The 16,233-nt window shown below is 46.6% G+C and carries 12 protein-coding genes and 1 riboswitch; of the genes, 4 read left to right on the plus strand and 8 right to left on the minus strand.

The genetic code is table 11. From position 1 onward, the window contains the following. Window positions 1-81 precede the first annotated feature (81 nt). From WQ57_RS11715 to WQ57_RS11725, 3 genes are all read left to right on the plus strand, one after another. On the plus strand, window positions 82-1,296 hold the full coding sequence (locus tag WQ57_RS11715; protein ID WP_046523959.1) for an ABC transporter substrate-binding protein: 1,215 nt from the start codon (window positions 82-84) through the stop codon (window positions 1,294-1,296). 187 nt (window positions 1,297-1,483) lie between these two features. Beyond that, window positions 1,484-2,446 (plus strand): sugar-binding transcriptional regulator, encoded by a 963-nt coding sequence (locus tag WQ57_RS11720; protein WP_046523960.1) that lies wholly within the window; start codon window positions 1,484-1,486, stop codon window positions 2,444-2,446. A 90-nt stretch (window positions 2,447-2,536) separates the two neighbouring features. Further along, window positions 2,537-3,751, plus strand: a complete 1,215-nt coding sequence (locus WQ57_RS11725; protein ID WP_046523961.1) for a NupC/NupG family nucleoside CNT transporter — start codon at window positions 2,537-2,539, stop codon at window positions 3,749-3,751. Window positions 3,752-3,812: 61 nt separating this feature from the next. On the opposite strand, the gene metH is transcribed toward WQ57_RS11725, so the two are convergent. The 4 genes from metH to WQ57_RS11745 are packed head-to-tail and all read right to left on the minus strand — an operon-like array spanning window position 3,813 to window position 11,397. After that, on the minus strand, window positions 3,813-7,262 hold the full coding sequence (gene metH / locus WQ57_RS11730; protein WP_046523962.1) for a methionine synthase: 3,450 nt from the start codon (window positions 7,260-7,262) through the stop codon (window positions 3,813-3,815). After that, the gene (locus WQ57_RS11735; protein ID WP_046523963.1) at window positions 7,240-9,105 is read right to left on the minus strand and encodes a bifunctional homocysteine S-methyltransferase/methylenetetrahydrofolate reductase; all 1,866 of its coding nucleotides are present in this window, start codon (window positions 9,103-9,105) and stop codon (window positions 7,240-7,242) included. The genes metH and WQ57_RS11735 overlap by 23 nt, the downstream gene beginning before the upstream one ends. A gap of 4 nt (window positions 9,106-9,109) precedes the next feature. After that, complete coding sequence (metC, locus tag WQ57_RS11740) at window positions 9,110-10,288, minus strand: cystathionine beta-lyase (RefSeq protein ID WP_046523964.1); 1,179 nt, start codon at window positions 10,286-10,288, stop codon at window positions 9,110-9,112. Further along, complete coding sequence (locus WQ57_RS11745) at window positions 10,288-11,397, minus strand: methionine biosynthesis PLP-dependent protein (RefSeq protein ID WP_046523965.1); 1,110 nt, start codon at window positions 11,395-11,397, stop codon at window positions 10,288-10,290. Before WQ57_RS11745 ends, metC begins: the two co-directional genes overlap by 1 nt. A gap of 96 nt (window positions 11,398-11,493) precedes the next feature. Next, a riboswitch (SAM riboswitch) is annotated at window positions 11,494-11,603 on the minus strand. A 264-nt stretch (window positions 11,604-11,867) separates the two neighbouring features. Here WQ57_RS11745 and WQ57_RS11750 point away from each other — a divergent pair. Next, the gene (locus WQ57_RS11750; protein WP_046523966.1) at window positions 11,868-12,098 is read left to right on the plus strand and encodes a hypothetical protein; all 231 of its coding nucleotides are present in this window, start codon (window positions 11,868-11,870) and stop codon (window positions 12,096-12,098) included. 37 nt (window positions 12,099-12,135) lie between these two features. Here WQ57_RS11750 and qoxD read toward each other — a convergent pair whose 3' ends face one another. From qoxD to qoxA, 4 genes are read right to left on the minus strand one after another with little or no spacing between them, the layout of a single operon-like run. Next, a complete protein-coding gene (qoxD, locus tag WQ57_RS11755) occupies window positions 12,136-12,420 on the minus strand; it encodes a cytochrome aa3 quinol oxidase subunit IV (protein WP_046523967.1) in 285 nt (94 codons plus the stop codon). A 1-nt stretch (window position 12,421) separates the two neighbouring features. Continuing rightward, the gene (gene qoxC, locus WQ57_RS11760; RefSeq protein ID WP_046523968.1) at window positions 12,422-13,018 is read right to left on the minus strand and encodes a cytochrome aa3 quinol oxidase subunit III; all 597 of its coding nucleotides are present in this window, start codon (window positions 13,016-13,018) and stop codon (window positions 12,422-12,424) included. After that, a complete protein-coding gene (qoxB, locus tag WQ57_RS11765) occupies window positions 13,018-14,964 on the minus strand; it encodes a cytochrome aa3 quinol oxidase subunit I (RefSeq protein ID WP_046523969.1) in 1,947 nt (648 codons plus the stop codon). The genes qoxC and qoxB overlap by 1 nt, the downstream gene beginning before the upstream one ends. 60 nt (window positions 14,965-15,024) lie before the next feature. Then, on the minus strand, window positions 15,025-15,924 hold the full coding sequence (gene qoxA / locus WQ57_RS11770; RefSeq protein WP_046523970.1) for a cytochrome aa3 quinol oxidase subunit II: 900 nt from the start codon (window positions 15,922-15,924) through the stop codon (window positions 15,025-15,027). Window positions 15,925-16,233 lie beyond the last annotated feature (309 nt).

The raw sequence follows: 16,233 nt of genomic DNA on the forward strand, positions 1-16,233 counted from the left end.
AAGGAGGTGGTCAGGGGGAAGTTGAAGACCCGCTTACCTAAGCTATTTTACTATGACAATAAAAAACTAGGGGGAAACGAAATGAGGAAAGGTAAGTTTCAATTTGCAGCAGTCATGCTGATGGCATTCATGCTCCTGTTGGCCGCATGCAGCGGCGGTGGAACAAAAGAGCCGGCCTCCGGCGGGGAAACTAAAGGGCAGGATACTGGATCGGGAGACGCTGAGAGCGTGAATATTGGCTATACAGGACCGCTAAGCGGACCGGCAGCATTCTATGGGGAACGTACTTTGAACGGCATTAAAATGGCTGCCGAAGAAGTGAATGAAGCTGGCGGTTTTGAAATTGACGGGAAGAAATACAAATTGAACATTGTTTCTCTCGACGACAAGTATTTGCCAAATGAAGCTGGATCAAATGCAAAACGTTTGCTTCAGGAGCATAAGACACCAATCGTCTTTACTCCGCACAGCGGCGGTGTATTTGCAATGCAGGTCTTCAACCAGCAGGATAATTTCCTCATTGGCGCCTATACGAGCGAGCCAAAAATCACCGAGTCCGGAAACGAACTGACTGTTAGGATCCCGCCGCGGTACGATGGTTACCTGGCTCCGTTCACCAAATATTCAATGGAGCGCTTCGGCAAAAAAATCGCCTTCCTGCCAACTGCGTCCCAATACGGAAAAGACTGGGCCGAAAAGCTTGAGCCATACTGGGAGGAGCAGGGCGGTGAAATAGTCTATAACACTTCCATCGATTTCACTAAGGATACTGACTTCTTTACGATCATCACCAATGCTTTGAAAGAAAAGCCGGATGTATTGTTCATTGGCGGAGCTTCAGAACCTACAGCCAAGGTGGCCAAACAGGCGCGTGAACTGGGCTTTGAGGGCGGTTTCATCATCATGGACCAGGCAAAGCTTGATGAAATGAAGCGTGTGACAGGCACATATGAATTGCTCGAAGGTTCAATCGGGGTCATGCCTCTTGTTGATTCCGACGAGGCGGCTGTTCCTGATTTCGTAAAGCGCTATAATGAGAAATACGGAGAAGACCCAGGATCTGAAGCAGGCTTGAATTATATTGGAATGCATGTATTTGTGGAAGCCATGAAAGCGGCCAAGTCCGTCGATGATCCTCATAAAATCCGTGACCATATGCAGGATGGCCTTGATAATCTTGCTGATGACAAGAAAATCTATGACATCCCTGCCATTGGAGATGATGGAGGCTTTGAAGCCGAATTGGTTGTAGGCGCGGTAGAAGAAGGAAAAATCGTTCCTATACCAGCCAAGTAAAAACAAACTTTCTTTTCTTATCATTACCCCTTAAGCCTATTCCCGTATGGGAATAGGCTTTTTTGAAATCGTAAAACAATTCACAATAAACTTGGTTTTACAATTGTAAAAATAACGTTTTACAAAATTGCGTTTAAGTCGTAAACTGAGAAAGTGCTTCCAAAACATAATATCCAAGGTGATGAAGTTGGAAAAAGATCAAAAGCTTGAGAAGGTCATTGAAGCAGCCAAACTTTATTATTTGCTGGATTTTAACCAAAGCGACATAGCCAAAAAGCTTGGCGTGTCCAGGCCTACGGTGTCCAGGCTCCTTCAGCAGGCAAAAAGCGAGGGCATTGTTCAAATAAAAATTAATGACCCCACCGAACAGGTTGAAAAATTGTCTCAAGAGCTCGAAGAAAAATTTCAGCTAAAAAAGGCAATCGTCGTTTCCATTCCCCAATATGAGGATAATCTCATTAAAAATTATTTGGGAGGCGCCGGGGCGGCCTACTTAAATGAGATTGTTAAAGATGGAGATATTATCGGCGTAACCTGGGGAACCACGCTCTATCATCTAGCAATAGAGCTGAAACAAAAGTTTGTCAGGGATGTAAAGGTGGTACAGTTAAAGGGTGGTGTGAGCCACTCGGAAACAAACACCTATGCCTCTGAAATTCTTTACTTGTTTGGAAAAGCCTTTAACTGCACTCCGCACCATCTTCCGCTTCCAGCGATTGTAGACCATGAAGTGGTCAAAAGGGCGATGGAAGCCGATCGCCATATCCGCAGCATTCTTGATTTGGGAAAAAAGGCGAATATTGCTGTTTTTACAATCGGTCAAGTGAAAGCGGATTCGCTTTTATTTCAGCTTGGTTATTTTACGGAAGCCGATATCAAGTCTCTTTCACGAAATTCAGCAGGAGACATTTGCTCCCGTTTCTTTGACTCGGACGGCGAGATTTGCAATCATGACCTAAACGAAAGAACTTTGGGCATCGGTCTTGACGATTTAAAGGCAAAAGAGCAGAGCATCCTTGTAGCCGGAGGAGCAAATAAAATCAATGGAATCTATGGAGCCTTGATGGGCAAGTATGCCAATTGTCTGGTTACCGACCAATTTACGGCAAGATTCCTGTTGGACAAGCTGGAAAAGAGCGATAAGAATTAGGGCTTTACCAAAGGCTGAAACAAAAAAAGTTCAGCCGGGAAAAGTATATTTCTGGTCAACATTCTACAAGATATTACAGAGGTGAAAAAAGTGAATTATTTATGGGGTTTACTTGGTATTTTGACGGTGTTTGCCATTGCCTTTTTATTTTCTTCCAATCGCAAGGCGATTAAGCCGAGAACGATCCTGGGAGGACTGGCAATCCAGTTCGTTTTTGCATTTATTGTTTTGAAATGGGAAACAGGACGCGAACTGCTGAAATCCGTGTCAGCGGGAGTACAGAAGATAGTTGACTATCAGAACGAAGGGGTTAATTTCCTTTTTGGGGGGTTATTCCAGGCAGAAAATATCGGGTTTATTTTTGCCTTCCAAGTACTGACGGTCGTCATTTTCTTCTCGTCCCTGATTTCGATATTGTACTATTTAGGTATCATGCAATGGATTATCCGGATTTTGGGCGGAGGCCTAGCCAAGCTATTAGGAACAAGCAATGCCGAATCCTTATCCGCAGCGGCCAATATTTTCGTCGGCCAAACGGAAGCACCGCTAGTCATCAGGCCTTACATTAAAACTTTGACGCAGTCGGAACTGTTTGCCGTAATGGTCGGAGGTCTTGCCTCTGTTGCCGGTTCTGTTTTAGTTGGCTACTCCTTGCTTGGGGTTCCACTTGAATATTTGCTGGCAGCAAGCTTCATGGCTGCACCGGCAGGTCTGATCCTTGCTAAAATTATGGTTCCGGAAACCGAAAAGCCAGTTGAGGCCGGGGCTGTTGAGGTGGAAGACGACAGGGGAGGCACCAATGTTATTGATGCTGCCGCAAACGGTGCTTCTGTAGGACTTTCACTTGCCTTGAATATCGGAGCAATGTTATTGGCGTTTATCGCTTTGATTGCTCTAGTCAACGGCATCCTGGGTGGTGTTGCTGGCCTCTTCGGCCTTGAGGGAATCACGCTCGAAAAGATTTTAGGCTTTGTCTTTGCCCCATTGGCATTTGCCGTAGGTGTACCTTGGGAAGAAGCGGTTAGGGCTGGTGGTTACATTGGTCAAAAACTGGTTCTGAACGAATTTGTAGCTTATGCTTCTTTTGCACCTGATATTCCTGAATTGTCCGCTAAGACTGTGGCAGTTGTCAGTTTTGCACTATGCGGTTTTGCCAATATTTCTTCTCTTGGCATCCTGCTTGGTGGCCTGGGGAACATGGCACCTGAGCGCCGCGGGGATATTGCCCGCCTGGGAGTGCGCGCGGTTGCTGCGGGGATGCTGGCATCCTTGTTGAGTGCGGCAGTTGCGGGAATGTTAATCTAAAATACAAACAGCCGATCACCACAGTGTGACCGGCTGTTTTTTTTACTTGATAAATTAATGACTACCTTAAGACGTTAAAATATCTTGCTTCCGGATGGGAGAAAACGATGGCAGACACCGATGCCTCCGGATCCATCATGCAGCCATCGGTGAGCTGGATGCCGATGTCTTCAGGCTGGATCAGCTTAAACAGCTTTTTCTGGTCCTCAAGGTCCGGGCAGGCCGGATACCCGAAGGAAAACCTCTGGCCAGGGTACTTGGCAGTAAAGCGGTCCTTCATCGTCATGCTTGGCGGATCCGGGAATCCCCAGCGGTCGCGCATTTGGCGGTGGATCAGTTCGGCGAAGCCTTCTGCTGTTTCCAGTGCCAATGACTGCAGCGCGTGGTTTTCCAGGAAGCGGCCTTCTTCCTTCAACTTTTCAGCAGCCTGGCGGATTCCTCTTCCGGCTGTAACGGCAAAGAATCCGACGTAATCCATTTCTTTATCTCCCACAGGCCGCAAGAAATCGGAAAGACAAAGACCAGGTGCACTCTCCTGGCGCGGGAAATCAAAGGTTTCCATGATTTTTCCTGCTTCTTGCGGATCGTAAATATGAATTTTGTCCCCGTCGGATTGTGCAGGGAAGAATTGGTACACAGCTTTAGGAGCAATCCAACCGCTGGATTTTGCTTCAGCGATTAGCGCCTGGACTACTTCATAAACCTTTAAGGCTTTCTCATCCCCCTCGGCTAGGAGCTTTTCTATTTTCCCCTTTACGCCCAGATGGTGGCCGATCAGCATTTGCATATTGATATAGGGTTCAATATGGTCAAGGGAATAGGACGTTAATAAATGCCTTTTTGTATCCTGCGGTATAAATACAGGGGCCGCCTGGACAGCTTTTGGGCGTGTCAGGACAGCTGTGGCTGTTTGAGGGCCGGCCATGGCTGCGGAAGGCTCAGGAATTGACGCCAATTTTTCTCTTTTTTCCAAAATCAGCTTCTCAATCTCTCCAGGGTCCTGCAGTTGATTGGCCAGTGATAATCCGTTCATTGCATCTTTTGCATAGCAGACAAGACCGTCATATTCAGCTGCAATTTTGGTGTCGGTAAACTTTCTTGTCAGAGCTGCGCCTCCGACCAGAATCGGAATATCAATGCCAGCCTGCTTCATGTCATGGGCCGTCAGCACCATTTGCTGAGCTGATTTCACAAGCAGTCCCGACAAGCCGACTATATCGGGCTTTTCCTTTTTAATCGTTTCAATTAGGGTATTAGCTGCTACTTTAATTCCAAGGTCGATGACTTTATAGCCATTATTGCTTAGGATGATATCCACCAGGTTCTTTCCTATATCATGGACATCGCCTTTTACGGTTGCGAGAATGACTTTTCCTTTAGCTGCCGTGCTGTCGTTCGCTTCCATATGCGGCTCCAGAAAAGCAACTGCTGCTTTCATCACTTCTGCGCTTTGCAGCACTTCGGCTACAATAAGCTGGTTTTCGTTGAACAGGCGGCCAACTTCCTTCATTCCATCCATTAATGGCCCGTTGATAATATCAAGCGGCGCGCTATAGACTTCCAATGCTTCTTCAAGGTCAGGAAGGAGCCCCTCCTTAGTGCCTTCAACCACATAATAAGCGAGGCGCTCATCAAGGGTCATATCAAGTTTTGCGTTTTTATCCTCTTTTTTCTTGCCGCGGTAGAACTCGGTGAATTTGGCAAGTGTTTCATCGGTGGTATTAAACAGCAGCTCTTCAGCCATAGCGACTTCCTCGCTTGATATAGAAGCAAAGCGCTCAAGCTTTTCTGTGTTTACAATCGCATAGTCGAGACCGGCCTGCGTGCAATGATAAAGGAAAACAGAGTTAAGGACTTCCCGGCCGACAGGAGGGAGACCGAAAGACACATTGCTAATTCCAAGAATGCTTTGTGTCAACGGGAATTCTTCCTTGATCATCCTGATTCCGTCGACGGTTGCTTTGGCAGAGCCGATGTACTGCTCATCACCGGTTCCGACTGGAAATACCAATGGATCGAAAATAAGGTCCTGTGGGTTGATTTTGTATTTTTCAACCAGAAGCCCATAGGAGCGCCTCGCAATTTCCAGCTTTCTTTCTGCGGTGACGCCCATTCCTTTTTCATCAATCGTCCCAACGACTACGGCAGCGCCATATTGGTGGACCAGTGGGGCAATTTCCTTGAAGCGTTCTTCGCCGTCCTCGAGGTTGATTGAATTGATAATCGCCTTGCCCTGGGAATATTTTAGTGCCTTCTCGATAACTTTTACATCTGTGGAGTCAATAACTAACGGGACTTTTACCTTTTTTACAGCCTCCTGGATAAACTGTTCCATATCAGCAAGTTCGTCTCTGTCCGGGTTGGCTAGGCAGATGTCGATGACATGGGCGCCGTTTTTCACCTGTGCCCTGGCGATTTCAGCTGCCTCTTCTATCTTGCCCTCGGTAATCAGGCGCTTGAATTTACGGGAGCCAATCACATTTGTCCGCTCTCCTACCATGATCGGCCGGAGAGTTGGATCATCGTAGATGAACGGTTCAATGCCTGAAACCATATGAGGCGTACTTGGTTCTTTGTCACGTGGCGCATAAGGTTGCATTGCCTGTGCAATGGCCTGGATATGCTCCGGAGTGGTTCCGCAGCAGCCGCCGACGATATTCAGCCAGCCTTCCTGTGCAAAGCCTTCCAGTTTTTGTGCCAGCGTTTCAGGAGTCTCATGATAGAGACCTTCTTCATCCGGCAATCCGGCATTAGGGTAGCAGCTGACTGCTGAAACAGAAAGATTGGCGAGGGAACGCAAATGATCCTGCATGAACTCCGGGCCAGTCGCACAGTTTAATCCAATCGCAATTGGGTTCATATGTTCTACAGAAATGTAAAAAGCCTCAATCGTTTGTCCTGCAAGGGTGGTTCCCATCGGCTCTATGGTTGCCGAGATCATGAGCGGAACTTCAATCCCTTTTTGCTTGAACGCCTTCTGAATTCCGGTATATGCCGCTTTTACATTCAATAAATCCTGGCTTGTTTCAAGTAGCAAGAGGTCAACCCCGCCATCCAGCAAGCCGCACGCTTGTTCTTCATAGGCAGCGGCCAATTGATCGAAAGTCGCACCGCCCGTAACGCTAAGCGTTTTGGTGGTAGGGCCCATTGAACCGGCTACATAGCGAGGCCAATCAGGTGTTGAAAACTGGCTGGCAGCCTTCAGGGCGATTTCAGCGGCGACTTTGTTGATTTCGTAGGCTTTATGTCCAAGGTCATAATCATCGAGCACCAAGGAAGTGGCACCAAAAGTATTGGTTTCAACAATGTCGGCACCAGCTTCGTAATAGGCAAGATGAATCTTTTCGATGACGCCAGGGGAGGTGAGGTTGAGATTCTCGTTGCAGCCCTCATATTCTTCGCCTCCAAAATCGGCAGCCGTTAAATCCGCCTGCTGAAGCATCGTTCCCATTGCTCCATCCATAATGAGGATTTTTTTCTTAAGCTGTTCAGTTAATGAAGCTTTTTGCATGTAGTTTCCTCCTTGAAAGACCTTCGCTGTATTCATGGGCGAAATGAGCTAGCTCAACCGTCATTTCGTAATTCATGAAAGGGGTAATAAGGTAGATGCCATTAAACAGTTCGGCAGCTGCTTCAATCAGTGACTTTGTTATCGCAATGCCTTCTCGTTTCGACTGGACCGGATCATGCTTGATCGCGGCCAGGCTATCGAGTATGTCCTGTGAGATTTTAATGCCGGGCACTTCATTATGAAGGAACTCGGCATTCCGGCTTCCGGTTAAAGGCATCAGGCCAATATATACCGGGGCATCAAGATGCTTTGTTTGTTCATAAACTTCAAGCAGCAGCTTTTCGGAATACACCGGCTGGGTAATGAAGTAATCTGCTCCGCATTTAATTTTCTTTTCCATTCGAGCCACAGCTTTTTCGAGTGACCGGACATTCGGATTGAATGCGGCCGCAATCGAAAATGCACCTTTTTGGCCCAAATCCTTCCCTGAAGGAGAAAGGCCCTGATTGAACTGCTTAATCATTTCAATCAATTCGAAAGATGAAACATCAAAAACGGAAGAAGCTCCCGGAAAATCGCCAACCTTGGCAGGGTCACCGGTGATTGCCAGGATGTCGTGCAGCCCAAGTGTGTGCAGACCCATCAGATGTGACTGAAGGCCGATGATGTTTCGGTCCCTGCAGGTAAGGTGGACGAGCGGGCGCAAGCCAATATGTTCCTTTACCATATGGCCCAAGGCTGAGTTGGATATCCTCGGAGAAGCAAGAGAGTTGTCAGCCAGTGTCACCGCATCGATGCCGGCCGCTTTAAGAGCCTTAGCTCCGTCAAAAAACCGCGTTGTATCGAGCTTGCGTGGAGGGTCGAGTTCAACAATAACCGAAGGACGCTTCTTGACAATTTCCTGAAGCGGAAGCTCCGAGCGTTTTAGGGATGAAGGTTCGACTAGTATTTTTTCTGTTTTCCTGACCACTGTTTTTTCGCTTACAGGAGACAATCCCTTTAGCTCTGTGGCAAAAGCCTTGATATGCTCGGGAGTTGTTCCGCAGCAGCCGCCGAGAAGCCTGACTCCTTGTTCCCGGAAATCTCTGGCGCACTGCCTGAAGTAGTCAGCGTTGGTTTCGAATTGGAACCTGCCATCGGTGTAGGATGGGAGACCGGCATTCGGGTAGGCTGATAAATAAGCTTTTTTTGGGATTTCCGCAGCTTCGAGCGATTTGATCATATGGTGGGGACCAAGGCGGCAATTAAGTCCAACAAGATCGGCACCAAGCTCCTCAAGCTGATGGAAAGCCTCATTAACCGGCACCCTGTTCTGGGTCATTCCAAGCTCAGGAAGCGTCAGCTGGGCAATGATCGGCAAGTTCGTTTCCTTGCGTGCAATCGCCAAAGCTGTTTCCAATTCATCAAGATCATAATAGGTTTCCAGGAGAATGCCATCAACACCTTCCAGGAGCAGGCAATATAATTGCTCTCTGAAGCTTCTCTTAATCTCTTCCATTGGAAGCATGCTGGGCCGCAGACCTCTGCTGCCGCCAATGGTTCCCAAAACATAGGCTTCACTTCCTGCAGCCTGGCGGGCAAGCTTCACACCTGCGCTGTTGATCTCTTTAACCTGTTCTTCCAGGCCGTATCTTTGGAGCTTCAGGTAATTTGCGGCATAGGTATTGGTTTGAATCAGATCTGCTCCGGCTTCGATATAGGCGGAGTGAATCCTGCTAATATCCTCTCCGTGCGAAAGGTTCAGTTCCTCGAAACAAGTGTCGGTTCCAAAGGAGTGGAGGAGGGTGCCCATGGCGCCATCCCCAATTAATAGTCCATTCTGTAATTTGCTTAGGAAGCTCATCTTCTCATCTCTCCTTTGTTAAGTAAACCAAACCCGCTTCGAGTGCCTGTGAGAAGTCCGATATGATATCCTCAGGTGACTCAAGACCGACTGACAGGCGCAGCAAGGTATTGCTGATCCCCCTTTTTTGCCGCTCGTTATCCGGCATGGCCGCGTGCGACATTTTCGCAGGGTACGATAGGATGGATTCCACTCCGCCGAGACTGACACCAAAGACCGGCAATTTCAGATTTTGCACAAATTCCTTGAACAGAGTCTCATTCTCCAGTTCAAAGGATAAAACAGCACCAGGACCCAATGCTTGCTTGCAATGAATCTCGTATTGCGGGTGATTTACCAGGCCAGGGAAATGCACCTTGGCCACGAGCGGGTGGTCCTTGAGGAAAGCCGCAATTTGGCAGGCACTTTGCTGTGATTGCTGCATCCTGACAGACAGGGTTTTGATTCCTCTCATTACAAGCCAGGCATCCTGGACACCGAGGACCGCACCAAAAGAGTTTTGCAGGGCATAAAGCCTTGCCCCAAGCTCCTCATCCTTTGTGACAGCCAGGCCGGAAAGAGTATCGCTGTGGCCGCCGAGGAACTTGGTTGCGCTGTGAAGCACTATGTCTGCGCCAAGATCGAGCGGCCTTTGAAGGTACGGTGTCATAAACGTGTTATCAACAAACGTGAGCGCACCGATTTCCTTGGCGATTTCACTTACACCTTTAATATCGGTCACCTTCATAAGCGGATTCGAAGGCGTCTCGGCATAAATCACCTTGGTGTTGGGCTGCACTGCTGCTTTTACGGCAGCCAGGTCAGTCATATCTACGAAGGTATGCTCAATCCCGAACCTGTTCAATACCTGGGTAACCATTCGGAATGTACCGCCATAGACGTCCTCAGTGACAATGACATGGTCTCCCTGGGAGAGAAGAAGAAACGCGGTCGAGATCGCCGCCATTCCTGACGCGAACGCGAATCCCCTTGTGCCGCCTTCCATTTCGGCGATGATTTCCTCCAGTGCTTCCCTTGTCGGGTTCAGGCTGCGGCTGTAGTCAAATTTCCCAAAGCTGTCAACAGAAGGCTGGTGGAAGGTTGACGCATGCTGCAGAGGCACGCTTACCGCTCCAGTCGCAGCATCCACTTTATATTTATTGTGAAGAAGCTTTGTTTCAAAAGAAAAATTGTCATTACTCATTACAATACCTCCTGACTGGCTTTGGCAAAGGCTATGTTCAAGTCGGCGATTAAATCTTCCGCTTCTTCAATCCCAACCGAGAAACGGAGGAGGCGGTCACAAACGCCGACTGCCTCACGGACTTCCTTTGGGATGTCGGCATGAGTCTGGGTGGCTGGGTATGTAATGAAGCTTTCCACGCCGCCCAGGCTTTCTGCAAATGTAATCAGGTTCAGATTCTGTAAAAAAGGATTGACCATCGACTCGTGGCGGATGCGGAATGAAACCATTCCCCCTCTCCCTGGATAAAGGACATCCGTTACTGCTTCATGTTCCTTAAGAAATTCTACCAGTGCAGATGCGTTCCGCTCGTGCCTTTCCATTCGAAGGGACAGGGTCTTCATTCCCCGGACCAGGAGCCAGGAATCGAAAGGACTGAGAACCGCGCCAGCACCATTATGGTACAAAAACAGGGAGTCACAAAGCTCTTTTCCTTTGGCAACAATTAAACCTGCCAAGACATCATTATGACCGCCGAGATATTTTGTGGCGCTGTGGATGACAATATCGGCCCCCATGGTAAGCGGCTTTTGCAGCAGAGGGGTATAGAAGGTGTTATCAACAATCACTAAAATTCCCTTTGCTTTAGCGATTTTTACAATCGCTTCTATATCAGCTGTTTCCATTAATGGATTTGTTGGTGTCTCAACAAAAATCGCTTTTGTATTCTCCGTAATAGAAGAGGATAATTCATCCAGATTGGCCATGTCGATATACTGGCAATCCAATCCCCATTTCTTGAAGCCCTGTTCCAGCAATCTGTATGTACCGCCGTATAAATCCTTAGAAACTAGCCATTCATCTCCAGATTGAAAAAGAGACAGCACCGTTAGGATGGCGCTCATGCCGGAACTACAGGCAAACCCGCGGTCACCTTCTTCCAGGTCTGCGATCGCTTTTTCGAGAATTTCCCTGGTTGGATTCCCGGTCCTAACATAATCATAGCCGCTGGACTGTCCGATTCCTTCGTGCCGATATGCCGTTGATAGATAAATGGGAGGGTTGACGGTTCCTGTAGCCGTCTCACTGCGATTCCCAATTTGCGCAAGTTTTGTATTGATGTTCACCATTTTTTCAACACTCCCTGATCCGTCTAATTTTCTGTTTAAAAGGCAATAAAAAAAGTCTTCCTAAGAAGAAGACTTTATGACCGTTCCATTATCTTCTTCTTATCTGCCAAGTTGGACAACTTGCTGGACTTAGCACCTTTTCAATGCGGACATTGATGGTTGCTGAGGCGTCATCGGGCCATACCCTCGACCTCTCTTGATAAGAAATCTGTAGATTTATAATTTTCATCTAACTTTACTACATTAAAACGTTGAATGTCAACAGACTTTTAGGGAAAGGACAGACCTTTTCCTAATTGTGAAAAAAATATGAATTTATTGTGAACATTTTGTGACATTTTTTTATAATTTCTGGTAAAATGAATATAAAGGAAGCGATAAGATGGATCCATTGCTGTTTAGTTTTTGTTTATTTGTAAGCGTATTCATCTGAAGTAACGGGAATACCATACACAAAGGAGGTTCTTAAAATGGAGAGTTATCAAAGAATGCTTCATGCAGTTAAATATGCAGGTGGAATTATCTTGACGATTGGCATTGCGATATTTGTTTACGGTTTCTTTTTAAGCTCTGGCGGGGTAGCCACTGGAATCGGCATTGGCACCGTTATGGGGGCTATCTTTATCTTCATCATGGGTGTGTTCCTGGCTGGTACGGAGGAAATGCTGCTAAAAGCAGGGAAGAGCAAGAACGTTATTTAAATACAAAAAAAGAACGCCAATCAGGCGCTCTTTTTTTTTACCCCATATCCCATATCATGGTCAGCAGGGTACCTAAAACTATAATGACAGCCAGCAGAATGCCAAAGAAGGCATTTGAATAAATGGAAGCTTTATCTTCCGTCTCGCCGGCATGCATGAAGACGACCAGCTGTACAGTCGCCTGTATGAAAGCTGTAACCAGAAGGATGGTTATTCCGGTTGCGAATGACATATCCAAAAAGTAGACTGCGAGTGCAATGACGGTAAGAAGCAGGGAAAAGACAAATCCCATGACTTGTTTCATTGGAAATAATTCTCTCATATTACATCATTCCTTTCAGGTAGATGAAGCTGAAAATAAAGATCCAGACAACATCAAGGAAATGCCAGTAAAGCGAGAAAATGAAAGACTTATTCGCAGTAGCCGGTGTGAGGCCGCGCTTTTTAATCTGGATTAAAATAAACAATCCCCAGAATAGGCCCAATGTCACGTGTGCACCATGAGTGCCGAGTGTTGTCAGCAGGATGGCTGTAAAGGCACTCGTTTGAAGGGTGGCACCGACGTGATAGTAATGAATGAACTCGTAGATTTCAACTCCCAGGAAGGCTAGGCCAAGCAAAAGAGTGACCGCAAGGAATCCCATCATCGCTTTCTGCCTTCCCAAACGCATGGCATGGATGGCCAGGCCAATTGTGAAGCTGCTGGTCAGCAGCAGGAACGTTTCAATCAGGACTGGCGTGATTTCAAAAATTTCTGCCCCGGAAGGCCCGCTGCCGATACGGTGCTCCAAAGTGAAATAGGAAGCAAACAAGGTAGCGAAGAGCATGATTTCGGCTCCCAGGAAAATCCAGAAACCTAAAATATTCATCTGGTTTTGTTCCGTGCCATACTCCAAAGGGAGAGATTGGTCGACTTTCATTATTTGGCACCTCCCAGTTTTTCTTCTGTTTCTTTCACTTCTTCAACAGGTATATAGAATCCGTCATCTTTTTCGAATGATCGATGAGCCATGCAGGCAAAGATGCCTATGCCGGAAATGATGACAAGCGGCCAGATGGAGAAGATGAAACCAAATCCAAATACGAAGAACAGGGCACTCATGATGAACGGTACTCCGCTGCTATTCGGCATGTGGATTTTCTTCAATTCTTCCTTGAAGAGAACATGGCCTTTTTTCTTAGCATCCCAGAAGGCTTCCCTGGATTCAACCTGAGGTGTTACGGCAAAATTGTAATCTGGCACCGGACTATGTGTAGCCCATTCAAGTGAACGCGCATCCCATGGATCGGAACCAATATTTCTTGGTGCGTAACGGAAGCTGTAATAAATGTTGTAGACAATAATCACAAAACCGATAGCAAGGATGGCGGCTCCGACAAAGGAAATCATGTTGCCGGTAGTGTATCCAGCGGTCTCGGAGTACGTGTACATACGTCGTGCCTGTCCATCGAGTCCTGTGAAGAACATTGGCATAAACGCTAAAAGTGTACCTGCCGCAATCACCCAAGCGGCTGCTTTACCGAGCTTTTCGTTCAGCATGAAGCCGAACATCTTCGGCCACCAATAGGTAAGACCGGCAAGCATCGCAAAGACTACGCCTGGGATGATTACCATATGGAAGTGGGCAACCAGGAACATTGTATTATGATACTGGTAGTCAGCCGCTGACATTCCAAGCATGACACCTGTTACACCGCCGATTGTAAACAGCGGGATAAACAAGAGTGAGTACAGCATTGGAGTCGTTACGACAATCTTTCCTCTCCACATCGTAAGCAGCCAGTTAAAGATCTTAACGCCAGTCGGCACGGCAATCGCCATTGTTGTAATCGAGAATATGCTGTTTGTCAATGCTCCCTGACCCATTGTAAAGAAGTGGTGAACCCACACGGTAAAGGAGAGCAGGGAAATAACCACCATGGAAGCGACCATGGATGTATAGCCATATAGATTACGGCGTGAAAATGTTGAGATAACCTCACTGTAAACACCAAATGCAGGCAGGATCAGGATATAAACTTCTGGATGTCCCCAAATCCAGAACAGGTTCGCCCAAAGCATATCCATTCCGCCATTATCCAAAGTGAAGAAATGGGTTCCGAACAGGCGGTCCATTGTTCCCATCAAGAGGGCAATTGTCAAGACAGGAAACGCAAATACGATAATCAAGTTTGTAATCAGAGCCGACCAAGTAAACATTGGCATCCTCATCAAAGTCATGCCAGGGGCTCTCATTTTAAGAATGGTTACCAGGAAGTTGATTCCGGTAATCAGTGTACCGATTCCGGCAATCTGAATCGCAATCATATAATAGTTCGTTCCGACGGAAGTGCTGAACTCGTTCCCCGCAAGTGGGAAGTAGGATGTCCATCCGGCATCCGGAGAACCGCCGACAACAAATGAAATGTTAAACAGCATCGCACCCATAAAGAAAAGCCAGAAGCTTAGCGCGTTCAGGCGCGGGAAAGCGACATCGCGTGCGCCAATTTGCAGGGGCACAACAAAGTTCATCAGCGCCATGATGAATGGCATGGCCATAAAGATAATCATGACGACGCCATGGGTAGTGAAAATTTCATTATAATGCTGGGCATCCAGCAGGGTATTTTCTGGAGCCGCAAGCTGCGCGCGCATCATGATCGCATCGGCGCCTCCGCGGAACAACATCAGCAGTGCTGAAATCAAATACATAATCCCAATTCGTTTATGGTCGACAGTCGTCAGCCATTCACGCCATAGATAGCCCCATTTTTTAAAATAGGTCACACCCACGACAATGGCAATCATGGTTAAAACAATGGCAACCATGGAAGCGTAAATCGCCGGACTTGGATGTGGTATGGCAAATCGTTGGAAAAATTCCATCCTTTTGTGACTCCTTTCAATCATAGATTGCTATTGTGCCATATTGGCAGATCATAAGAATTAGTGACCGCTGTGGTCTGAATGTTCTTCTTCATCGTGGTGTTCATTGTCCTGACTGCTGTTGCCGGCTCCATGATTATGTTCGGGAGCAGGTGAGAACTCAAGGTGGGTACCTGTGAACGTCATTCGGCCAAGGTGGCCAGGCTCTAGCAGTTCATTAAACTTTGCTTCTGTTATTGGGGAAGCTGTATCCTTCACTTCTTCCACCCAGTCTTCAAACTCCTGTTCCGGCATAGCCGTCACTTCAAAAATGTTTTCAGCAAACCCTTTCCCGCTGAAGTTGGCGTTGCGTCCCATATATTCACCCGCTTCATCGGCAGCCAAATGGAGCGTAGTCACCATGTCAGCCATGGCGTATTTCTGTCCGCCAAGCTGCGGAATCCAAAAGCTGGTGATTGGTCCATGGGAGTACAATTTAAATTCGAGCGCCCGGTCAGTCGGAATGTAAAGATAGTTCACCGTTTCAATTCCTTGTTCCGGATAGCTGAAATGCCACTTCCAATTGGATGAAGAGGCATAAATGACCAAAGGTTCTTTATGTTCATAGCCTTCTGGTGTAGCTTCAACGATATAGTTGCTTCGAACAGATACGACCGAAAGGAAGGCTACAATCAAAATTGGAATCCCCACACAAATGGCTTCCACCCAAATATTTCCTTCAATATAAGGAGGCTCATAATCTTCGCTTTGCTTCGATGCACGATATTTAATTAACATGAACGCTAAAAGGGAGAAGACTACAATGACAATAAATGACATAATTCCGATTGACATCATTATGTCACTGGCCTGCCTAGCAGCTTGCGGTCCCTTTGGATCAAGGACCATTAATGGCTCACAACCAGTCAGAACAGCTGAAATTGTAATCATTACTGATAATAAAACCCATTTTAATTTCATACATGTTCCCCTTTCTAAAATGATAAGCGATAAACCTTGATCATTATATCACAATACATGTTCATTTGTTCACAAAGAAGTTCATTTTTATGCCTTTGAACGAAGGTACTTTTTGGGAAAGTGTGATATAAATCACAGATTTACCTGTTTAGAATGATTTTAACATGAAAATTTCTATCTCTTGGCTCTAAATGTGACTAAATTATGAAAACAAAAAATGTCAAAAGCAGAATGTTCAAATTGCATTTTTTGGGGTATTTTAGTTAAAGAATAAAAAATGTTTTTTCTATAAAATATTTGAAACCAATT

Source organism: Mesobacillus campisalis (assembly GCF_000986785.1).
GTDB classification, from domain to species: Bacteria; Bacillota; Bacilli; order Bacillales; family Cytobacillaceae; genus Mesobacillus_B; species Mesobacillus_B campisalis.

Coding starts and splice junctions, on each gene's coding strand:
- qoxC (WP_046523968.1), bottom strand. CDS start 13,018: ATGAAAGTCGACCAATCTCTCCCTTTGGAGTATGGCACGGAACAAAAC.
- WQ57_RS11750 (WP_046523966.1), top strand. CDS start 11,868: ATGGAGAGTTATCAAAGAATGCTTCATGCAGTTAAATATGCAGGTGGA.
- WQ57_RS11715 (WP_046523959.1), top strand. CDS start 82: ATGAGGAAAGGTAAGTTTCAATTTGCAGCAGTCATGCTGATGGCATTC.
- qoxA (WP_046523970.1), bottom strand. CDS start 15,924: ATGAAATTAAAATGGGTTTTATTATCAGTAATGATTACAATTTCAGCT.
- qoxB (WP_046523969.1), bottom strand. CDS start 14,964: ATGGAATTTTTCCAACGATTTGCCATACCACATCCAAGTCCGGCGATT.
- WQ57_RS11745 (WP_046523965.1), bottom strand. CDS start 11,397: ATGGTGAACATCAATACAAAACTTGCGCAAATTGGGAATCGCAGTGAG.
- qoxD (WP_046523967.1), bottom strand. CDS start 12,420: ATGAGAGAATTATTTCCAATGAAACAAGTCATGGGATTTGTCTTTTCC.
- metC (WP_046523964.1), bottom strand. CDS start 10,288: ATGAGTAATGACAATTTTTCTTTTGAAACAAAGCTTCTTCACAATAAA.
- WQ57_RS11735 (WP_046523963.1), bottom strand. CDS start 9,105: ATGAGCTTCCTAAGCAAATTACAGAATGGACTATTAATTGGGGATGGC.
- metH (WP_046523962.1), bottom strand. CDS start 7,262: ATGCAAAAAGCTTCATTAACTGAACAGCTTAAGAAAAAAATCCTCATT.